Origin of the sequence: Bacillus sp. FSL L8-0654, from assembly GCF_038629965.1 — a bacterium.
Classification (GTDB): Bacteria; Bacillota; Bacilli; order Bacillales; family Bacillaceae; genus Bacillus; species Bacillus safensis.
Window position 1 is genome coordinate 3324686 of the sequence record NZ_CP152026.1, and the last position, 18018, is coordinate 3342703.

Here is an 18018-nt window from a genome sequence, read left to right on the forward strand (position 1 = left end):
ACACACTGATTTCTTTCATGATTAAGCGTTCAGATCTGATACAACTTGTTCTTGTGTCACATCTGCTGATTCATCGTTTACTCTTTCAATATCTGCACCGATTGCTGCAAGCTTTTGGTGGAAGTTCACATAACCACGGTCAATATGCTTCAACTCAGTGACACGTGTATGACCTTCTGCCACTAATCCAGCAAGTACAAGTGCTGCTCCTGCTCTTAAATCAGTCGCTGCCACTTCAGCACCTTGAAGTTGAACCGGCCCATTGATAATGACAGAGCGACCCTCAATTTTAATATCGCCATTCATGCGGCGGAATTCTTCAGCATGCATAAAGCGGTTTTCAAACACCGTTTCTGTGATCATGCTTGTTCCGTTCGCACGAAGCAATAGCGCCATCATCTGAGATTGCATATCCGTTGGGAACCCAGGATGCGGCATTGTTTTTAGATCGATTGGCTTGAGCTCAGATGGTCCAATGACTCTTAAACCTTCTTCTTCTTCAATGATCTGAATACCCATTTCTTCCATTTTTGCCACAAGTGATGTCATGTGCTCTGGCACTGCGCCTTTTACAAGAACATTTCCTTCTGTAATGGCTGCTGCCACCATGAAAGTACCTGCTTCAATTCTGTCAGGGATGATGTTGTGTTTTGCACCGTGAAGTGTTTCCACACCTTCGATTTTGATTGTACCAGTACCAGCACCGCGAACCTTACCGCCCATGGCATTGATGTAGTTTGCTAAATCAACAATTTCAGGTTCTTTTGCTACGTTTTCTAAAATCGTTGTTCCTTCAGCTAATGCTGCTGCCATGATGATGTTTTCAGTTGCCCCTACACTTGGGAAATCCAAATAGATTTTTGCACCTTTTAAACGGCCTTTTACTTCAGCCTCGATGAAACCATTACCTACTTGAATTTTAGCTCCCATTGCTTCAAAGCCTTTTAAATGCTGATCAATTGGTCTTGAACCAATCGCACAGCCTCCAGGTAATGCAACTCTTGCATGACCTGTTCTTGCTAAAAGTGGTCCCATGACAAGCACGGATGCTCGCATTTTACGGACATACTCAAACGGAGCCTCAGTTTCTAGTGCATGAGATGCATCAACTGATACTTCGTTATTTTCAAAATGTACTTCTGCTCCTAAATGACGTAACACTTCATTGATTGTATATACATCGGAGAGCGTAGGTACATCACAAATTACGCTTTTTTCTGTACTTGCTAACAAAGATGCAGCGATAACTGGTAAAACGGCATTTTTTGCGCCTTCTACTTTAACTGTGCCGTTTAACTTTTGACCGCCGCGGACGATGATTTTTTCCAAGGTCTTCCCCTCCGCGTCCCAAATTCTCTATATTAATATTCAGTCGTTACGATTGGTGTGCCAACCGTAATCGTATGATTTTCGTTCATTTCCGAACTTCTGATGGCAATTTGAACATTCATTTTATCATTTGAAGTCATAATGAACTGTTCCCACTTATCTGTGTAAGCGGAAAGCGACACAAAATTAGACTCAACGAGATACTCAACTGGTTTTGCTTGAAATTCATTTGCTAACATTTCAGCTTTTTTTTGCAAAACAACATCCATCATACCATTTACATGACCATCGAGACAAGTAAAAATTACAATTTTCTCTTGTAATATGCTTTTTGCATGACGTACGAACTGATCATATGTATGCTCCCAGGTATTCAGTGGGCGAGCACCTTTTTGCTCATATAATAAATACGACTTTTGATTGGATTTTGTGTCGGTCTTCACGAGTAAAATTTTCGATTCTGTATCATTTTTTTCATCTTTGTAAATTCCTGTGACTTTGGTGACATGTTGTTCTTTTTTTTCGGTCCACTCATACTGTCGTAGTTCGTCTTTCAAACGTTTCACTTTTTTTGAAAATTGTTCGGATGAAATATCTACATTTGTCTTGGCATGAAGGGTCCATCCATCGACTTCAATTTGCTGGTTTTTTAGACCTTCTGCTATTTGAGCGAGCGGGGAAGATTCTTCCGCACGAACACCTTGAATCATCAGAACAAAAAAAAGAATAAACGCAAATAATGGCCAACCTTTCAAATACTTTCTCACTTGTCATTCCCCCTTGCTACAAGTGTTGCCGCAAGGAGGTCAATGCATACGTGGAAAAGTCAACAAAAGGCGAGCCTTTTGACCCTTCTTTTTACGTTCCCGCAGAAGGCTGTGACCAAACCTTTTATGTTAGAACATATAAGGAATTTGTCTCGAGAAATTTAAGTAATCAAGGAAGAAATTGCTGACTGCAGATGCGATAGCAATGGTAATGAGCATCATCAGCAGCTTTGCTTGAACGATTTTCCCTTTTTTAATGAGTGGATCAATATTTACAGCAAGCAGTGCCCACCATGTAACCGCGATAAAAAATAGGTGGATCACAATGCCCACGATTGCTTGTTGTCCTACGTCTTCCATACAGTTGAATCCTCCTTTTATTTATTTCTGTAAAGGAAAACTCCCTTTCATTATATCCTCGAAAATCGGAAAGATGAATCATTTGGAAAAAAGAGCTACATTTAGTGTGAATCCCCTCTTATCCTGATGCCAAGGAGATGATATACTGCGTGTGGAAGGAGCTGAACACATTGAAAGATTCTTTTCCTGACTTTGTTGATTTGTACGGAGAATTGGTTCCCTCATTTGATCATGAATGGGAGGCCATTGCTTTCTACTTTGATTATAGACAGACACAGCTAGAAGAATTAGCACAATTGTGTCATTTTCATAACATTTCTTTGGATTACTCTGAGGAAAGCCTGTATCAGTTAGAATCACTATACCTTGATGCATTGACCAAGCAGCTGTTCGCTGAGTGGAAAATGCCAATAGATGCATTAGAAGCGATGATGAGTGTGTATATAGGAGAGGTTGTCATCCGTCATCATTCAGATGCTGACTGGGTGGTGCGGCCTTATATGGATTCTCCGCACAAATATACGCTTGGCTTACGCAGAAATAATAAAACATGGCATTGTAGTACGCAATTTTGCGAGCACTTATATCTAGAAAAGCAAGCATCTCATCCTTATGTGTCGATGTATCAATCTCTCATGTCATCCTAAAAAAAATCCTTCTTATCACAGTGATAAGAAGGATTTTCTGTTTTATTTCCCTGCTACATTTAAACGGTTTAACGCCCGTTTTAATGCGAGTTCCGCCCGGCGTACATCACTTTCATTCGGGTGGTTCAAATGCTCTTCAGCACGCTGCTTCGCTGATTTAGCACGATCGACATCAACTTTATCTGATGTTTCAGCGGCCTGAGCAAGAATCGTTACTTGTTCAGGGCGGACTTCAACAAATCCGCCACTTACTGCAACCAATTCAGTTGATCCACTATGTTTTAAGCGAACTGCACCGATTTTTAGCGGGGCAACCATTGGAACGTGGCCAGCTAAAATACCAAGCTCACCGCTTTCTGCTCTTACACTGACCATTTCCACATCCGCTTGATATACTGGGCCGTCGGGAGTAACGATATTGACTTGAACGGTCTTCATGCTTTTACCCTCCTAAGGACCAGATTAGGCCTCTACACCCATCTCTTTGGCTTTTTCAATCACTTCTTCAATGCGTCCAACTAAGCGGAATGCATCTTCTGGAAGGTGATCGTATTTACCAGACAAGATTTCCTTGAAGCCTTTAACAGTTTCTTTCAATGGCACATAAGAACCCTTTTGGCCAGTGAACTGCTCTGCTACGTGGAAGTTTTGAGATAGGAAGAATTGAATACGACGCGCTCTGTGTACCACAAGCTTATCGTCCTCAGATAATTCATCCATACCTAAAATGGCAATAATATCTTGAAGCTCTTTATAACGCTGCAATGTTTGCTGCACTTCACGCGCAATCGCATAATGCTCTTCACCAACGATCTCAGGTGCAAGTGCACGAGATGTTGAAGCAAGAGGATCAACCGCTGGGTAAATACCCATTTCAGTCAGCTTACGCTCAAGGTTTGTCGTTGCATCAAGGTGAGCGAATGTTGTTGCTGGAGCTGGATCCGTATAGTCATCCGCAGGTACATAGATCGCTTGAATCGATGTAACCGATCCTACGTTTGTAGACGTGATACGCTCTTGCAGCTGACCCATCTCTGTTGCAAGTGTCGGCTGATAACCTACCGCTGAAGGCATACGTCCAAGAAGGGCTGATACTTCAGAACCTGCTTGTGTAAAGCGATAGATATTATCGATGAAGAACAATACGTCTTGACCTTGTTCATCACGGAAATGCTCTGCCATTGTCAAACCAGTTAGGGCAACACGCATACGTGCACCTGGCGGCTCGTTCATTTGACCGAAGACCATGGCTGTTTTTTCGATAACGCCAGAATCTTTCATTTCGTAGTAAAGGTCGTTTCCTTCACGTGTACGCTCTCCAACACCAGCGAATACAGAAATACCGCCGTGTTCTTGTGCGATGTTGTTGATCAATTCTTGAATCAGAACGGTTTTACCTACACCAGCTCCACCGAATAGACCGATCTTTCCACCTTTGATGTAAGGAGCAAGCAGGTCAACAACTTTGATACCTGTTTCAAGAATTTCAACTTCTGTAGAAAGTTGATCAAAAGAAGGCGCTTGTCTGTGGATTGGATCTCTTTGAGCTTCCACACCAAGTGGCTCATCTAAGTCAATGTTATCTCCCAGTACGTTGAATACACGTCCAAGTGTTACGTTACCAACTGGTACTGAAATTGGTTTTCCAAGGTCTACAGCTTCCATACCGCGCTTCACACCGTCTGTTGATGCCATTGCGATGGTTCTCACTGTATCGTCACCTAAATGTAGTGCTACTTCTAAAGTTAAGTCGATATCAACTTCACTTTCGCTTTCCGCTTTATGCGAAACTTTGATCGCATTATAAATCTCAGGCAAGTGACCGTCTTCAAAACGAACGTCTACGACTGGTCCCATGATCTGACTGATGCGTCCTGTTTTCATTGCATTCCCTCCTGACAATTATTTCTATTCTAAGGCAGCTGCTCCGCCGACAATTTCTGTAATCTCTTGTGTAATCGCTGCTTGACGAGCACGGTTGTAAGAGAGTGTCAGGCTGTCGATCAATTCTTTTGCGTTGTCTGTTGCACTCTTCATTGCTGTCATTCTTGCAGCATGTTCACTTGCTTTGCTGTCAAGAAGCGCACCGAAAATCAAACTCTCTGCATATTGAGGAAGGAGAACTTCAAGAATTTCTTCTTCAGAAGGCTCAAACTCATAAGATGCGGAACGTTTATTTGGTGTCGCTGCGGCCGAAAGGTCCGTTAGCGGCAATAATTTCTTCTCTGTTACTTCTTGTGAAATCGCACTGACAAAGTGGTTGTAGAACATATAAAGTTCGTCAAACGCTTCATCAGAGAACATTTGAACTGTACTGCTTGCTAATTCTTTAATATCAGCAAACGCTACTTCGTCTCCAAGCCCTGTTACTTCAGAAATAACTGGAATACCACGCTTTTTGAAGAAGTCGCGTCCGATTTTACCAATGACAATCACCGCATATTCATCAGCGGATTGATGACGAGATTGAATGGTTTGGTAAGCGGCACGCAAAATCGAGCTGTTAAAAGGTCCTGCAAGCCCTCGATCAGATGTAATGACGAGATACCCTGTTTTCTTGACAGGTCTTGAAAGAAGCATTGGGTGCTTAGCACTTGTTCCAGTTGCGATTGCAGCAACCACTTCCTGGATTTTCTCCATGTAAGGAACAAAAGACTTCGCATTGTTTTCAGCACGATTCAGTTTCGCAGCTGATACCATTTGCATCGCTTTTGTGATCTGACTCGATTTTTTCGTTGACGTGATCCTTGACTTTATATCGCGTAATGAGGCCAAAGATTTCACCACCTTTTTTCAGGAATCCGTGTTCATTTACGTGAAAAGAGAGAAAAAGAGAATCTTTTTCTCTCGGAAAGATTACTAATTAGTTGCTTGGTGCAAACGTACGTTTAAAGCCTTCGATTGCTGTCTTCCACTCTTCATCAGCAGGCATATTTCCTGTTTGAGAGATTGTGTCAAACAAGCCTTTATGGTTTTCTTCAATGTACAAGAATAACTCAGCTTCAAAACGTTTAACATCAGCAATGGCAACATCGTCTAAGTATCCTCTTGTTAGTGCGTAAAGAATCGCTACTTGTTTTTCAACTTTAAGCGGTTTGTTCAAGTCTTGTTTTAAGACTTCAACTGTTCTTGCACCACGGTTTAATTTCGCTTGAGTGGCTTGGTCTAGATCAGATCCAAATTGAGCGAATGCTTCAAGCTCACGATAAGAAGCAAGATCCAGACGAAGTGTACCTGCTACCTTTTTCATCGCTTTGATTTGTGCAGAACCACCTACACGGGATACAGACAATCCTGCGTTTACTGCTGGACGTACGCCTGAGAAGAAGAGGTCAGATTGTAAGAAGATCTGTCCATCTGTGATTGAAATAACGTTTGTTGGGATATATGCAGAGATATCGCCAGCCTGCGTTTCTACGAAAGGCAATGCTGTGATAGAACCGCCACCCTTTGCGTCACTAAGCTTCGCTGCACGTTCTAATAAACGAGAGTGAAGATAGAAAACATCACCAGGGAATGCCTCACGACCTGGAGGACGACGAAGCAATAGTGAAAGCTCACGGTAAGCTGCCGCTTGTTTAGAAAGGTCATCATAGACAACAAGTACGTGCTTGCCGTTATACATGAATTCCTCACCCATCGTTACACCTGCATAAGGAGCAAGGTAAAGAAGTGGAGCTGGCTGTGATGCAGAAGCTGTGACAACGATTGTGTAGTCAAGCGCACCATGCTTACGAAGTGTTTCAACAACACCACGAACCGTTGATTCTTTTTGTCCGATCGCTACATAAATACAGATCATGTCTTGATCTTTTTGGTTTAGAATCGTATCGATTGCAACAGATGTTTTACCTGTTTGACGGTCACCAATGATCAATTCACGCTGTCCGCGGCCGATTGGAATCAAGGCATCAATTGCTTTAATTCCTGTTTGAAGCGGCTCATGTACAGATTTACGATCCATAACGCCAGGTGCTTCACTTTCGATTGGACGTGTTTTGCTTGTTAAGATTGGACCTAGTCCATCAACAGGCTGACCAAGCGGGTTCACAATACGTCCGATTAACTCTTCACCTACTGGAACCTCCATGATACGACCTGTACGTTTTACATCGTCACCTTCGCGGATATCTTTGTAAGGTCCTAAAATAACGATACCTACGTTAGACTCCTCAAGGTTTTGAGCCATACCCATTACACCGTTAGAGAACTCAACCAGCTCTCCTGCCATAATGTTGTCAAGGCCATGTACACGCGCGATACCGTCCCCTACTTGAATGACTGTACCGACATCTTTTACTTCAATTTCTGATTGATAGTTTTGGATTTGCTGCTTTATCAGCGCGCTAATCTCTTCAGCTTTGATACTCACTAAGGTTTCACCCCTTCTAACGATTTTCGCCTGCAAGCTGACGTTCAATGCGGGAAAGCTTTCCGCTGACACTGCCGTCATAAATGCGGTTTCCGATACGGATTTTCACTCCGCCTATTAGATCCTTGTCAATCACATTTTCAACACGCAGTGATGTGACTCCGGCTTTTTTGGCAAATACTTCAGATAAAGATTGAATTTCAGCACCGCTCAGCGGTTTCACTGAATACACGACCGCATCGTCTATTTGTTTCGTGCGGTTTGCAAGTTTCACAAACTCCGACGTCATTTCAGAGAAAATATTCGTGCGTCCGCGGTCAATCAGTAAATACATTGTGTGCAATACATAAGTAGAAACACCTTTGAAAGCTTCTGCAATCAACTGTTTCTTTTTGTCTGCAGTAATCTTTGGATGAACAAGGAAGTCATTGAGTTCTTGATCAGCCTTTAGAACTTTTTTGATCTCATTCAGCTCTTTTTCAGTTTCGTCTACTGCCGAAGAAGCAAGAACGATGTCAAAAAGAGCAGAAGCGTAACGCTTAGAGACAATAGTTACGCTCATCGGCTTTCGCCTGCCTCTTTAAGGTACTCTTGAATCAATTTCTCTTGTGCCTGCTCATCAAGTTCTTTTTCAATCACTTTAGATGCAATCAGCACAGATAGTGATGCAACCTGCTCACGCAGTGCAGCCACAGCTTGTTCTTTTTCTTTCACGATTTCAGTTCTAGCAGACTCTTTCAAGCGCTCTGATTCTTGACGTGCTGCTTGAATGATCTCTTCTTTTTGTTTCTCACCAATCTTTTTCGCATTTTCGATGAGTGTATGTGATTCTTCGCGTGCTTCTTTCAATAAGACACGTTGTTCTTCAAGAAGCTTTTCAGCTTGAACGTGCTTTTGTTCAGCACTTGAAATTTCATTTCCTATATAATCTTCACGCTGCTTCATAATACCTAATAAAGGTTTAAGCGCAAATTTCTTTAAAAGTGCAAGCAAGATGAGCATAGCGATAAGCTGGAATAACATATCACCGGCGTTGAAACTTAAGCCCCCTGCTCCTAAAACCACTGGTAACTGAGACATTTAGTACGGCAACTCCCTTCTTTAAATAATATGTTAAGAAACAAAACATAAAGGAATGGCGAAGTTTCGAACTAATCTGATCTTCGCCATTAAAATTCATATTAGAACGCTTCTCACATATTAACCAAAGAATGCCAAGAATGCGATAACGACAGCGATAATTGGAAGTGCCTCAACTAAAGCGACCCCGATGAACATAAGTGTTCTTAGTTCTCTACCAGCTTCTGGCTGACGAGCAATTCCTTCAACTGTTTTAGATACGATTAGACCGTTACCAATACCTGCTCCTAGTGCTCCTAAACCGATTGCAATTGCTGCTGCTATTAAATTCATTAAAAAGCTCCTCCTTTAAAATAACGTCCTTTTTGGACTCTCAATTTTTTAGTGTTCGTCGCTGACTTTATGGGAAATGTACACCATTGTCAGCATGGTGAAGATAAATGCCTGGATTGTTCCGACAAACAAACTGAATGCCTGCCATACAATCATCGGCACGATGGCACCTAATGTACCAACGATACCAAGCGCAATATTTTGCGTGTAGAAATTGGTCGCAAGTCCTGCAAGTAACCCAAGAAGAATCTCTCCAGCGAAAATATTTCCGTAAAGACGCAAACCAAGTGTTAGCGTGTTTGCAAATTCTTCAATAAGTTTCAATGGTACTAAAAGCGGAATTGGTCTAAAGTAGTCTTTCGTATATTCCTTGACTCCTTTTGCCTTGACACCGTAGAAGTGTGTAAGTCCCATGACCATAATTGCTAGTGTCATTGTGATTGCAGGATCAGCAGTTGGTGATTTCCACCACAAGTTGTGATCGACCGTAATCGAGAACGGCAGTCCAAGCATGTTTGAAACAAATATGTACATGAGTAATGTAACGCCAAGCGCTAGAAATGGGGCTCCTGTTTTCATGTCCATCGAACTACCTATGATATTTCGAACAAAATCAACGATCCATTCCATGAAGTTCTGCGCCTTAGTCGGACGAATAGACAGAACACGAGTAGTCAGCACCGCTATGAGAAGAACGATGATACTAGCAATCGTAATCATGAGAACATTGGATAAGTTGAACGTTAACCCTAAAAATTCTGTAGTTTTTGAACTGTGACCCAAAGAGTATTCACCTCTCTTCCATAGTAGAACGTTTAAGTTGAATGAAGGAATCTATCATAATGACAGGATATATTGTCATTAATCCTATAACAACACCTGCCAGATGAACTTCATTAGGGTAACGCCAAGCAATCGCTACTGCGAGAATCGCGTTGGCCCACCTGGCTGTACTTCCCATTGAACGAATGGATTTTCCTTTTTTAACCGCTCGATCAAAAGCGTGCATTCTCCGTATAAGTAGGAATAAATTAAAGAAAGCAAAAATTGTGCCGATAATGAAACCAAGAAACAGTGGTTTAAAACCAGGCATGGCATAGCCAAACACAAAAATTGCCAATAGATAGAACATGTATTTACTCTGTCTGCGGAAAATCGCGTTTGGATCGTTCATTCATCTGACTCCCGATGAAAAGTATTGTAAAAAAGGTGATAAATGGTGATGAAAACTGCGTAGAAGACGCTTATGATAAGCCGTCCTATTCGAAAAAAATCAATCACCCATCGGTCTAATTGCACAATCAGACTTGAAATCTTTAGATCTATGGGATGCTGCTTCATTCGTTGATACAAACCCTGATTATTAAAGGGTTCACAATGAGGATTAGTAGAGTGCTATAGGCTATGAAAACCTTACCATAATATCCTCGTTTAGCATACAATAGCGTCTATGATGTGTCAATCGGTTGAAAGTTAAAAAACTTTTCTATAGTGATAGAGCACACAAAATGTTCACAATTTCATCAAACTTTAGGAGAGATGTGACAATCATTGAAAAAAACAGCCAATGTTCAGTATACATTGATTTTTCTAAGAACGGTATCAACCGTTTGTCATATATTTCAAAAAGCCCACATGCACGTTTGCATGTGGGCTTTTATTAAGACTTTCTTATTTCGTTCCGTACATACGGTCACCAGCATCACCAAGACCTGGGATGATGTAACCTTTTTCGTTTAGTTTCTCATCTAATGCTGCAATGTAGATATCAACATCTGGATGATGCTTTTGCATTTCCTCTACACCTTCAGGGGCAGCAATCAGACACATAAAGCGAATGTTTTTCGCACCGCGTTTTTTCAAGCTGTTTAACGCTTCGACTGCAGAGCCGCCAGTTGCAAGCATTGGGTCTACTACGATAAATTCACGTTCTTCCACATCAGATGGAAGCTTCACATAATATTCAACAGGCTTTAATGTTTTCGGATCACGGTATAAACCAACATGTCCCACTTTAGCAGCTGGAATGAGTTTCAAAATCCCGTCTACCATTCCAAGACCTGCTCTTAAAATTGGCACAACACCGAGTTTCTTCCCTGAGATCACGTTTGATTTCGCTACTTGTACAGGTGTTTCTACATCTACCTCTTCAAGCGGTAAATCTCTTGTGATTTCAAATGCCATTAATGTTGCAACTTCATCCACTAGCTCTCTAAATTCTTTAGTTCCTGTATGAACGTCACGAATATATGTAAGTTTGTGCTGAATAAGCGGGTGATCAAATACATAAACCTTTGCCATTGCTTGCTACAACTCCTTTTCTGTCATCTTCCGGTGAACTTTGCACACTTCCTACAATTCTACATAAAAAGACATCATCTTTCAATATGATTCGCAAATCCTACAAAAAAAACCCACATGCCAAATATAGGCAAATGGGTCTGTTTTTTAATAATCTAATTCGTTATATAGAGGGAAACGGGCCGTAAGATCAGATACACGCTTTTTCGCCTCTTCTAATTTCGCTTCATCTTCATGATGTTTTAGCGCAAGTGCAATAATGGAACCGACTTCTTTCATCGCTTCTTGATCAAAACCGCGGCTTGTTACTGCTGCTGTACCTACACGTACACCACTTGTGACAAATGGTTTCTCTGGATCATAAGGAATTGCATTTTTGTTCACTGTAATACCGATTTCATCAAGAACGTTTTCTGCAATTTTTCCTGTGATGCCAAGAGAACGCAAGTCGATGAGAACAAGATGGTTATCTGTTCCCCCAGATACAAGCTGAATATCTTCAGATAAAAGAGTTTCAGCTAGTTGTTTTGCATTATCAATGACGTTTTGTGCATATGTTTTGAAATCTCCGTTCAATACTTCACCGAAAGAAACAGCTTTTGCAGAGATGACATGCATCAGTGGTCCACCTTGAATACCAGGGAAAATCGATTTGTCGATCTTTTTACCAAACTCTTCACGGCATAGAATCATTCCGCCGCGAGGTCCGCGTAATGTTTTGTGAGTTGTCGTTGTCACAAAATCTGCGTAAGGAACTGGATTTGGATGAAGACCTGCTGCAACAAGACCAGCAATGTGAGCCATGTCGACCATAAAGTAAGCACCGACTTCATCAGCAATCTCACGGAACTTTTTGAAATCAATTTGACGTGGGTATGCACTTGCACCCGCAACGATAAGTTTCGGCTTATGTTCACGTGCTTTTTCAAGTACATCTTGATAGTCGATATGCTGAGTTTCTTTATCTACACCATATTCTACAAAGTTGTACTGTACACCACTAAAGTTTACAGGGCTTCCGTGTGTTAAATGCCCGCCATGTGATAAGTTCATGCCCAGTACTGTATCGCCATGCTCAAGAATTGTAAAGTATACGGCCATGTTCGCTTGAGCACCTGAGTGAGGCTGTACGTTCACATACTCAGCGCCAAAAATTTCTTTTGCGCGGTCACGTGCGATATCTTCCACAACGTCTACATGTTCACAGCCGCCATAGTAGCGTTTACCAGGATAGCCCTCAGCGTATTTGTTAGTTAATACAGAGCCCTGTGCTTCCATGACTGCTTCGCTTACGAAGTTTTCTGATGCAATTAATTCGATTTTGTCCTGCTGGCGTTTCCGCTCTAGTTGAATTGCTTTGAATACTTGTGCGTCTTGCTCAGGTAAATGTTTCATCAGCGAAATCCTCTCCAATCTATTTCCATTCGATGTTTTCACCATCTCATTGTACACGGTTTTTGAGTAAAATGTAAAAGTTTTTTTTGGAAAATCGACTTCTTTTTTATGAAAACCCGAATATTCAAGTGGTAAAGCGTCTTCATCATTCAACATTATATTAGAAATATATCGAAGCTATGATCTTGTATAAACGGCTCGTTCTCCGCCAATCAGCTTCGGACGCGTTTTCGCAAAAGTCACATGTGCATGTCCTAATCGATGACGACTGAGGCGGACAGGTACAGCGACTCTCTTTAAGTGCATCCCAATTAACGTATCGCCGATATCAATTCCAGCATGTGCCTCAATGCATTCGACCAATACAGGATGTTCCATTTGCTGATACGCATGAGCCGCCATCGAACCACCCGCTTTACGGACAGGTACTGCAGCTACGATCTCCAGGTTAAAACGGAAAGCCGCTTCTTCTTCAACAACAAGGGCACGATTTAGATGTTCACAGCATTGAAAGGCGAGCTCGATGCCGGTCTCTCGTCTTAACTGATCCAATTCTTGATAGATAGAGGCAGCAATTTGCTCACTTCCTGCAGTACCAATATGCTCACCAGCCACTTCTGACGTACTGCAGCCAATGACTAAGATTTGCCCGGCATGCAATTCAACTGTTTGATGAAACTCTTTTAACATTTCAAGCCAATCTTGACCAATGTTCATGTTAAGCGCTCCTTATAGGTGCTTTTCTTCGTAATCAGCAATTTTGCCAATCCGCACAGCATGGCGTCCTGCTGTAAACTCTGTCGTCAGCCAAATGTGCGCAATCTCACGTGCTAATCCTGGTCCAATCACTCGCTCTCCCATTGCAAGAACGTTCGTATCATTATGTTCTCTCGTTGCTTTCGCACTAAATGTATCATGAGCCAATGCACAGCGAATTCCTTTTACTTTATTTGCTGAGATGCTCATGCCGATGCCTGTCCCACAAATTAAAATGCCGCGGTCGACTTCTCCGTTTGCCACCATATTGGCTACAGGGAAAGCATAATCTGGGTAGTCTACAGAACCTGATCCGCATTCACAACCCATATCAATGTATTCAATCTTCAATTCATCCATCAGTTGTTTGATTTCTTCACGAATATTCGTTCCGCCGTGATCGGATGCAATGGCTACTTTCATCGGGCAATTCCTCCTAAGGGTGAGTTGTTCTGTTATGTCTTACATTCATTCTTTATTCACAGTTATATTTTAACCTCTGACTAGTGATTTGCAAACAATAGCAGAAAAACCGTTGAGGCAACGGTTTTACAAGTTATCTATTATGATGATCTTTTTTCAGCTTCTCAGCGAGCTGATACAGCAAGGCTTCTAGTTCATCTCGAGTTTCCTGATAAACAGAAAGACTTCCTCCAAACGGATCGGATACATCGCCTTCTGTTCCTGTCGCAAATTCCTTTAAAGTGAAGACCTTGCCTTTTGCATGCGCATATTGCTCTGCAATCAACTGTTTATGCTGCATCGTCATCGTGAAGACGTAATGAGCTTCGCGTAGAAGATCCTCTGTCAATTTTGATGATGAGTGATTCAGTGGAATGCTTTTCTCAAATAATGCTTCGATCGCTTGAGGAGAAGCCTTCCCTTCATCGGAGGCAAAAATGCCCGCTGATTTTACAGTGACCTCTAAACCTTTTTCATCTGCAATGGAAGCAAAAAGGGCTTGAGCCATTGGACTTCTGCATGTATTTCCCGTACAAACAAATAAGATTTTCATCTTTCGCCCTCCTTTTCTTCTATTATATAGCATTTCATTCTACATGTTATGTAAGGAGACTGGCTAGAGCGGAAATAATAATTTGATTCCAAAGGCTAGTAAAATGATTCCGCCAAGCGCGCCGCTATATGAACCAACCCATGACCGAACCTGTTTACCGAGTAATAATCCGAGCCATGTGAGGAGCATACTAAAAAAACCAAACAATAAAATAGTCATCCACACCTGGGAACCGTAAATCCCGAGACTTAAACCAACGGAGAAGCTGTCTAGGCTTACACTTGTCGCAAAAAGAACGAGACCAGCCCCAACTGGTGCGATAAAGGGCTTATCCTCTTTGCGGATAGAAGCAACAATCATTTGTAGTCCCAGCACCAAAAGCAGCGCCCCGCCGATATAGGTGGCAAGAAGACCGAGCCATCCGGATAAGAGCTGACCTGTCAGTATGCCAAAAAGTGGCATAAACATATGAAATATCCCAATGACAAGTCCAATATAAATGATCTGGCGGAACCTCAGCTGAATCATCCCCATACCAAGTCCAACCGAAAAAGCATCCATCCCAAGTGCAAAAGCCATGATGCTGAGTGTCAGCAATTCGCCAGCTAGTTCGTTCATGTAAATCCCCCTTGGACACACATTCTCCTTTAACCTATGTTTGTCCAAGAAAGGTTAGAACTATTGGAACGAAGGGAGTGTACGCCCTCCTGCGGCTTTTTGCAGACGGTTCATAATGGCAGAACCAACTCCCTGCTCTGAAAAGGCTTCTGAAATAATCAAGTCTACATCCGTTTCATCAAATTGTCTCAGTACACGATAGAGGTTTGCAGCAACCGTTTCAGGTTTTCCTCTATATCCACAGCTGTACACAACATCTGCCGCAAACAGCGATTTCTTTTCTTCTGTTGTCAGCACTCCGACTTTTAGCCCTTCAGCTTTGTATTTCTGTATGTGACGCTGCATGTCTTCATCACTTCCATGAAAGATATACATCTTGGCTTCAGGTGCATAATGTGTGTATTTCATTCCCGGCGATACAGGCGCTTCGTCCTTTTTTGTCAGCCCTGGGTCCACACTCACCGTCCCCACGACCTCTTCTAATGCTTCTTTTGTAATTCCGCCTGGTCTTAAAATCACTGGGGTCTCACCGATACAGGATACAACCGTTGACTCAACGCCAATACCAGTTGAACCGCCATCCACAATCCCAGCGATTCTTCCTTCGAGATCACTTGCTACATGGTCTGCTTGTGTTGGTGAAGGTTTTCCCGAACGATTGGCACTTGGTGCAGCAATTGGCAGACCAGCTGCTCGGATGAGCTCAAGCGCAATGGGATGGTCAGGCATTCTCACACCTACTGTGGATAAACCTGCTGTAACCTGCTTTGATAAAGTGCCTGGCTTACACGGAAGAACGATAGTTAAGGCGCCCGGCCAAAAGGCATCCATCAGCGCCTTCGCTTTTTCGCTTTCTATTTGTGCAAATTCGTGAAGCTGCTGAACCTCCGCAATGTGAACAATCAACGGATTATCACTCGGACGCCCTTTCGCTTCATAAATTTTCATCACGGCTTCTGTCTCTTTCGCATTTGCCCCGAGTCCGTAAACGGTCTCTGTCGGGAAAGCAACCACTTCATTTTGCTGCAGCAGATCGGCCGCCTGTTTAATTTGTGGATAGTATGTGGATAAATCCTTTTCTAAATCCACAGACCACCTTTTTGTATTTAACATCATACAAACTCCTTTTAAAAAAGATAAAACTGTTGATATGTCTCAATTATCCTTTTGAAAGTATAAAAGATGATGATCAATAAAACAAGCGTTGTCCACATTTTGTGGATAACGCTTGTTTTGTAGTGGATAAGTATGTGTATAAGTCCATCATTTTGTGATTAACTGCTTTTTTTTTGCAGGACCACAGCCTGTTCTTTCCCCAATGTCTCTTTTGCATGTGCAGAGCTCCATATGCTTTCTGGAATTTCCTTTAAAGGTGTAAAGCCCATTAATGCCAAAAAATCATGGGAAGAGGAATGGTTTGCGACAACATAAAAAGTATCCACACCCATTTTTTCACCGAGCGTTTGAACACTTTGGAACAAAGAGACAATGTGTCCCTGACCGAGCTTATCTGATATGACAAGAGACCGCAGCAATCCCTCTTGTTCATTGAGCTGTTCAAGACCTAAGCAGCCTGCCAGCTGACCATCCGCATCTTCCATCACTACAAATGCCGTTCGCTCCGCAAGTGTTACTCCGCCTTTTGCTTGTCCTTTTTCAAGAAAAGCATTGATCGCCGGGACATCTTCTTCTGTGGCTATTCTTAATTGATAATACATGCTTTCACCTCTTTTTGTTCTCTTACTTCAACTCTATGAGGCAAAAACCGATTTATACCTTTTTTAAGAGAAAAGACTAGAGACCCATTCGAACAAAAAGAACTTCACTTCACCTGTCTCTTCTTCCTCTTCTTTCACCACTTCATTAACAGACTCTTTCGTTTGCTGCGCTGTCACTTGTTTATCATCATCCCCTTCTGGTGAGGCGATGGCTTCTCCGTTTGAAAAATCGATAAAGCAGAGCGGCGGAAATAACACACACCACCAGTTGGCTCCGTCTCCTTCTCCAAGCGTAATTAAAATGGCTTCATATTTCCCAGCAGGGTAGACGAAATTTCCATAGAGCTTTGTTGGAAATGAAGCTTTTTGAAAACTGACCGATACGGATTGATCTATGTGCTGTTCCTTCAATTTCGCTTTAGCAATACGATTGATTTCTGGCAGCTTTGATCGAATGACACGTCTTGCTTCTTCAATGGATGTGAGGTCTTTCACCCACTCCGTCATACTCGCATTGACCTCGTCACGAATACTTCTTTTCACATCCTGATCCGCTGAACGATCACTATTTGCTAAAATGCGTAATCGAATCGCTTCATCTGGTATGACAACAGGCTGATTTGCAGAAGCAGCCGCTGTCTCCTCTCTGCCAAGGTTTGCAAAAGCACCGCATAATAATAGAAACATATAAAGACAAATCATCGTTTTACTTTTCAACATTGTGTGTTCCCCCCACTTTTTCTCTTCACTACAAACATTGTGTCCAGGAAACACATTTCATAAACAGTCAACATGAATTTTTTAATAGATTATGAGTCAAAACAAAAAAGCCGTTCTCATTAAGAACGACTTTTAAGTGAGGATTGGTAGTCAGAAGGGTATAGTCTTCCATCCCAATCTCGGCTGATTTTTAAACCAGATTCTGTTTTGATGACAGTCATGGCTCCTTTTTTCTCGATTTCTTTTTTGACTTTCCCTTTTTGATCGATAAATTGGATCACCATTTCATAGTTAAATTCAATTCTGTCATCGCTTTCATCTGAAGGCGTAAACATAATTTTTTTCAGCTTAATTTGACAATCTTGATCCTTCGCCGCTTCTAATATGCTCGGGAACATGCTGTCTTGTGTATATTCTTGATATTCATGTTCGGTTAAATAAACCTTCAGCTTCTCTTTCATGTCAGATAGGTCATCCGTTCGATTCACTGTGTATTGTGCTTTTTTATAGCTTTCTCCAAATGCTGCTGCCTCTTTTTTAAAGCTCGGTTTACCACAAGCACTCACAATCAATAGTACACTGACGATGACCAACACCATCGCATACC

General features: G+C 42.0%; 23 protein-coding genes. 1 reads left to right on the top strand and 22 read right to left on the bottom strand.

The features are described 5' to 3' along the window. Window positions 1–21 precede the first annotated feature (21 nt). From murA to MHH65_RS17185, 3 genes are all read right to left on the bottom strand, one after another. On the bottom strand, window positions 22–1329 hold the full coding sequence (murA, locus tag MHH65_RS17175) for a UDP-N-acetylglucosamine 1-carboxyvinyltransferase (RefSeq protein ID WP_024423722.1): 1308 nt from the start codon (window positions 1327–1329) through the stop codon (window positions 22–24). 32 nt (window positions 1330–1361) lie between these two features. Then, complete coding sequence (locus tag MHH65_RS17180) at window positions 1362–2096, bottom strand: YwmB family TATA-box binding protein (protein ID WP_024423723.1); 735 nt, start codon at window positions 2094–2096, stop codon at window positions 1362–1364. Between the two features lie 129 nt (window positions 2097–2225). After that, window positions 2226–2456, bottom strand: coding sequence for a DUF1146 family protein (locus MHH65_RS17185; RefSeq protein WP_098677171.1), 231 nt, complete (start codon window positions 2454–2456; stop codon window positions 2226–2228). A gap of 170 nt (window positions 2457–2626) precedes the next feature. On the opposite strand from MHH65_RS17185, the gene MHH65_RS17190 reads away from it, so the two are divergent. Continuing rightward, window positions 2627–3103 (top strand): hypothetical protein, encoded by a 477-nt coding sequence (locus tag MHH65_RS17190; RefSeq protein ID WP_098677202.1) that lies wholly within the window; start codon window positions 2627–2629, stop codon window positions 3101–3103. Window positions 3104–3145: 42 nt separating this feature from the next. Here MHH65_RS17190 and MHH65_RS17195 read toward each other — a convergent pair whose 3' ends face one another. From MHH65_RS17195 to MHH65_RS17285, 19 genes are all read right to left on the bottom strand, one after another. Then, the gene (locus MHH65_RS17195; RefSeq protein WP_003214592.1) at window positions 3146–3541 is read right to left on the bottom strand and encodes a F0F1 ATP synthase subunit epsilon; all 396 of its coding nucleotides are present in this window, start codon (window positions 3539–3541) and stop codon (window positions 3146–3148) included. A gap of 24 nt (window positions 3542–3565) precedes the next feature. Then, a complete protein-coding gene (gene atpD / locus MHH65_RS17200; RefSeq protein ID WP_024423726.1) occupies window positions 3566–4987 on the bottom strand; it encodes a F0F1 ATP synthase subunit beta in 1422 nt (473 codons plus the stop codon). A 24-nt stretch (window positions 4988–5011) separates the two neighbouring features. Next, window positions 5012–5878, bottom strand: coding sequence for a F0F1 ATP synthase subunit gamma (locus MHH65_RS17205; protein ID WP_024423727.1), 867 nt, complete (start codon window positions 5876–5878; stop codon window positions 5012–5014). Between the two features lie 88 nt (window positions 5879–5966). Further along, a complete protein-coding gene (gene atpA / locus MHH65_RS17210) occupies window positions 5967–7475 on the bottom strand; it encodes a F0F1 ATP synthase subunit alpha (protein WP_034281219.1) in 1509 nt (502 codons plus the stop codon). Window positions 7476–7491: 16 nt separating this feature from the next. Beyond that, the gene (locus MHH65_RS17215; RefSeq protein ID WP_024426340.1) at window positions 7492–8037 is read right to left on the bottom strand and encodes a F0F1 ATP synthase subunit delta; all 546 of its coding nucleotides are present in this window, start codon (window positions 8035–8037) and stop codon (window positions 7492–7494) included. Next, entirely contained in the window at window positions 8034–8555 is a 522-nt protein-coding gene (gene atpF, locus MHH65_RS17220) for a F0F1 ATP synthase subunit B (RefSeq protein WP_008354935.1), read from the bottom strand. The genes MHH65_RS17215 and atpF overlap by 4 nt, the downstream gene beginning before the upstream one ends. 120 nt (window positions 8556–8675) lie before the next feature. Continuing rightward, window positions 8676–8888 (bottom strand): F0F1 ATP synthase subunit C, encoded by a 213-nt coding sequence (atpE, locus tag MHH65_RS17225; protein WP_003214968.1) that lies wholly within the window; start codon window positions 8886–8888, stop codon window positions 8676–8678. Between the two features lie 48 nt (window positions 8889–8936). After that, window positions 8937–9671, bottom strand: a complete 735-nt coding sequence (gene atpB, locus MHH65_RS17230) for a F0F1 ATP synthase subunit A (protein ID WP_024426341.1) — start codon at window positions 9669–9671, stop codon at window positions 8937–8939. A gap of 7 nt (window positions 9672–9678) precedes the next feature. Then, window positions 9679–10062: an ATP synthase subunit I gene (locus MHH65_RS17235; RefSeq protein ID WP_024423731.1), complete on the bottom strand. Its 384-nt coding sequence runs from the start codon at window positions 10060–10062 to the stop codon at window positions 9679–9681. 497 nt (window positions 10063–10559) lie between these two features. Further along, entirely contained in the window at window positions 10560–11189 is a 630-nt protein-coding gene (gene upp, locus MHH65_RS17240) for a uracil phosphoribosyltransferase (protein WP_003214553.1), read from the bottom strand. Window positions 11190–11336: 147 nt separating this feature from the next. Beyond that, window positions 11337–12584 carry a serine hydroxymethyltransferase gene (gene glyA / locus MHH65_RS17245; RefSeq protein ID WP_034281450.1) on the bottom strand — a complete coding sequence of 416 codons (1248 nt, stop codon included), beginning with the start codon at window positions 12582–12584 and terminating at the stop codon, window positions 11337–11339. Between the two features lie 177 nt (window positions 12585–12761). Then, window positions 12762–13301 (bottom strand): TIGR01440 family protein, encoded by a 540-nt coding sequence (locus MHH65_RS17250; RefSeq protein WP_046312974.1) that lies wholly within the window; start codon window positions 13299–13301, stop codon window positions 12762–12764. Between the two features lie 12 nt (window positions 13302–13313). Next, the gene (gene rpiB / locus MHH65_RS17255) at window positions 13314–13763 is read right to left on the bottom strand and encodes a ribose 5-phosphate isomerase B (protein ID WP_003214714.1); all 450 of its coding nucleotides are present in this window, start codon (window positions 13761–13763) and stop codon (window positions 13314–13316) included. Window positions 13764–13896: 133 nt separating this feature from the next. After that, a complete protein-coding gene (locus tag MHH65_RS17260; RefSeq protein WP_024423734.1) occupies window positions 13897–14355 on the bottom strand; it encodes a low molecular weight protein arginine phosphatase in 459 nt (152 codons plus the stop codon). Window positions 14356–14418: 63 nt separating this feature from the next. Then, complete coding sequence (locus MHH65_RS17265; protein WP_202738527.1) at window positions 14419–14973, bottom strand: manganese efflux pump; 555 nt, start codon at window positions 14971–14973, stop codon at window positions 14419–14421. Between the two features lie 60 nt (window positions 14974–15033). Further along, window positions 15034–16086 carry an L-threonylcarbamoyladenylate synthase gene (locus MHH65_RS17270; RefSeq protein WP_268412526.1) on the bottom strand — a complete coding sequence of 351 codons (1053 nt, stop codon included), beginning with the start codon at window positions 16084–16086 and terminating at the stop codon, window positions 15034–15036. 161 nt (window positions 16087–16247) lie between these two features. Continuing rightward, a complete protein-coding gene (locus MHH65_RS17275; protein WP_268412524.1) occupies window positions 16248–16691 on the bottom strand; it encodes a general stress acyl- n-acyltransferase in 444 nt (147 codons plus the stop codon). A 63-nt stretch (window positions 16692–16754) separates the two neighbouring features. Beyond that, entirely contained in the window at window positions 16755–17408 is a 654-nt protein-coding gene (gene spoIIR / locus MHH65_RS17280) for a stage II sporulation protein R (RefSeq protein ID WP_229137102.1), read from the bottom strand. 122 nt (window positions 17409–17530) lie between these two features. After that, entirely contained in the window at window positions 17531–18010 is a 480-nt protein-coding gene (locus tag MHH65_RS17285; RefSeq protein WP_024423739.1) for a hypothetical protein, read from the bottom strand. Between the last annotated feature and the right edge of the window lie 8 nt (window positions 18011–18018).

What these genes read in the sequence shown, in the direction of transcription:
- MHH65_RS17185 (WP_098677171.1), bottom strand. Translation starts at nt 2,456, where the DNA reads ATGGAAGACGTAGGACAACAAGCAATCGTGGGCATTGTGATCCACCTA.
- MHH65_RS17265 (WP_202738527.1), bottom strand. Translation starts at nt 14,973, where the DNA reads ATGAACGAACTAGCTGGCGAATTGCTGACACTCAGCATCATGGCTTTT.
- atpF (WP_008354935.1), bottom strand. Translation starts at nt 8,555, where the DNA reads ATGTCTCAGTTACCAGTGGTTTTAGGAGCAGGGGGCTTAAGTTTCAAC.
- MHH65_RS17195 (WP_003214592.1), bottom strand. Translation starts at nt 3,541, where the DNA reads ATGAAGACCGTTCAAGTCAATATCGTTACTCCCGACGGCCCAGTATAT.
- MHH65_RS17285 (WP_024423739.1), bottom strand. Translation starts at nt 18,010, where the DNA reads ATGGTGTTGGTCATCGTCAGTGTACTATTGATTGTGAGTGCTTGTGGT.
- atpD (WP_024423726.1), bottom strand. Translation starts at nt 4,987, where the DNA reads ATGAAAACAGGACGCATCAGTCAGATCATGGGACCAGTCGTAGACGTT.
- rpiB (WP_003214714.1), bottom strand. Translation starts at nt 13,763, where the DNA reads ATGAAAGTAGCCATTGCATCCGATCACGGCGGAACGAATATTCGTGAA.
- MHH65_RS17275 (WP_268412524.1), bottom strand. Translation starts at nt 16,691, where the DNA reads ATGTATTATCAATTAAGAATAGCCACAGAAGAAGATGTCCCGGCGATC.
- atpE (WP_003214968.1), bottom strand. Translation starts at nt 8,888, where the DNA reads ATGAATTTAATAGCAGCAGCAATTGCAATCGGTTTAGGAGCACTAGGA.
- MHH65_RS17215 (WP_024426340.1), bottom strand. Translation starts at nt 8,037, where the DNA reads ATGAGCGTAACTATTGTCTCTAAGCGTTACGCTTCTGCTCTTTTTGAC.
- upp (WP_003214553.1), bottom strand. Translation starts at nt 11,189, where the DNA reads ATGGCAAAGGTTTATGTATTTGATCACCCGCTTATTCAGCACAAACTT.
- MHH65_RS17235 (WP_024423731.1), bottom strand. Translation starts at nt 10,062, where the DNA reads ATGAACGATCCAAACGCGATTTTCCGCAGACAGAGTAAATACATGTTC.
- glyA (WP_034281450.1), bottom strand. Translation starts at nt 12,584, where the DNA reads ATGAAACATTTACCTGAGCAAGACGCACAAGTATTCAAAGCAATTCAA.
- MHH65_RS17250 (WP_046312974.1), bottom strand. Translation starts at nt 13,301, where the DNA reads ATGAACATTGGTCAAGATTGGCTTGAAATGTTAAAAGAGTTTCATCAA.
- MHH65_RS17260 (WP_024423734.1), bottom strand. Translation starts at nt 14,355, where the DNA reads ATGAAAATCTTATTTGTTTGTACGGGAAATACATGCAGAAGTCCAATG.
- MHH65_RS17270 (WP_268412526.1), bottom strand. Translation starts at nt 16,086, where the DNA reads ATGTTAAATACAAAAAGGTGGTCTGTGGATTTAGAAAAGGATTTATCC.